Source organism: Bacillus sp. SM2101 (genome assembly GCF_018588585.1).
Lineage (GTDB): Bacteria > Bacillota > Bacilli > Bacillales > SM2101 > Nanhaiella > Nanhaiella sioensis.
In genome coordinates this window covers 1-1,007 of sequence record NZ_JAEUFG010000114.1, presented here as the reverse complement: position 1 = coordinate 1,007, position 1,007 = coordinate 1, and the positions used below count along the sequence as shown (strand labels likewise).

General features: G+C 32.2%; 2 protein-coding genes. Both read right to left on the bottom strand.

All coding sequences use genetic code 11. The features are described 5' to 3' along the window. Nucleotides 1-14: 14 nt before the first annotated feature. Nucleotides 15-581, bottom strand: a complete 567-nt coding sequence (locus JM172_RS24500) for a DUF2812 domain-containing protein (RefSeq protein ID WP_214484985.1) — start codon at nt 579-581, stop codon at nt 15-17. Further along, the gene (locus JM172_RS24495) at nt 568-885 is read right to left on the bottom strand and encodes a PadR family transcriptional regulator (RefSeq protein ID WP_214484984.1); all 318 of its coding nucleotides are present in this window, start codon (nt 883-885) and stop codon (nt 568-570) included. The genes JM172_RS24500 and JM172_RS24495 overlap by 14 nt, the downstream gene beginning before the upstream one ends. Nucleotides 886-1,007: the final 122 nt, after the last annotated feature.

Genomic DNA, 1,007 nt, shown 5'->3' with positions numbered 1-1,007 from the left:
AAAACCCTCGTTTATTAGATTTCTTTTAACTTTGAATACTTTCTATAAGCTTTATAGAAACTTCTTCCTATAAATACAACCATAAGTGCTGGAAGAAATCTAAAAAGGACAAATGGAGTCTCAAATAAAAATGCTTTCCAAAATAATTCACCTTTCATACTCCAAAGACCTTCAGTCAAATATACTCCCGAATCATTGTTCATATAAGTAAATGCCAATAACAACATACCCAACACAAATGAATAACCCATCAATCTTTTATAATAATTACTCTTTGATTGGCGATCCGAGAAGATTTCATTATGATCATCATCTTCTTTTTGCCAATATCGAATTCCACCAATCCAGGAGCCATTTATATAAAACCAACCGAAGTCTTCATATATCCCTTTGTAATCTTTGAACTTTTTCTTTGATAAATTTTTTTGATAATCCAGTCGCATTACATATCTCTTATCGGTTTTTTCGAAAGTATAAATTCCTAATCTACTAACATTTGTACATCGATAACCTTTTTGTAATTGCTCGTTTAGCCATTCCTCCTCTTTTTCAATATCAAAAAACACTTTACACTTTTTCATTCGATTCACTTCCTTCATATAGGGATAAAATATGCAATAACCTGGTTTGCTCCATTTCTAAAATGGTGCTTCCTTCCGCAGTTATCATATAAACTTTTTTTCGACCTGACTCTTTAATAGGTTCAATCCACCCATGCTTATTCAAATTTTCAATCGCTCCGTATAATGTACCAGCTGCTAAAATAACGGTTCCATTGCTCATTTCCTCGATTTTTTGCATAACAGCATAGCCATGAAGTGGCTCGCGCAGAGCTAATAAAATATAGTGCATCGTTTCAGACAATGGTAATAATTGATGTTTCATATCTTCCCTCCATTCAGTTCAACTATATAGTTTGACTTTATAATAATATAATACAGTCCAACTGAATAGTCAACAAAATTTAATCGAAGGAACATACTGGGCAAACCTCAATCTAAAAAAAA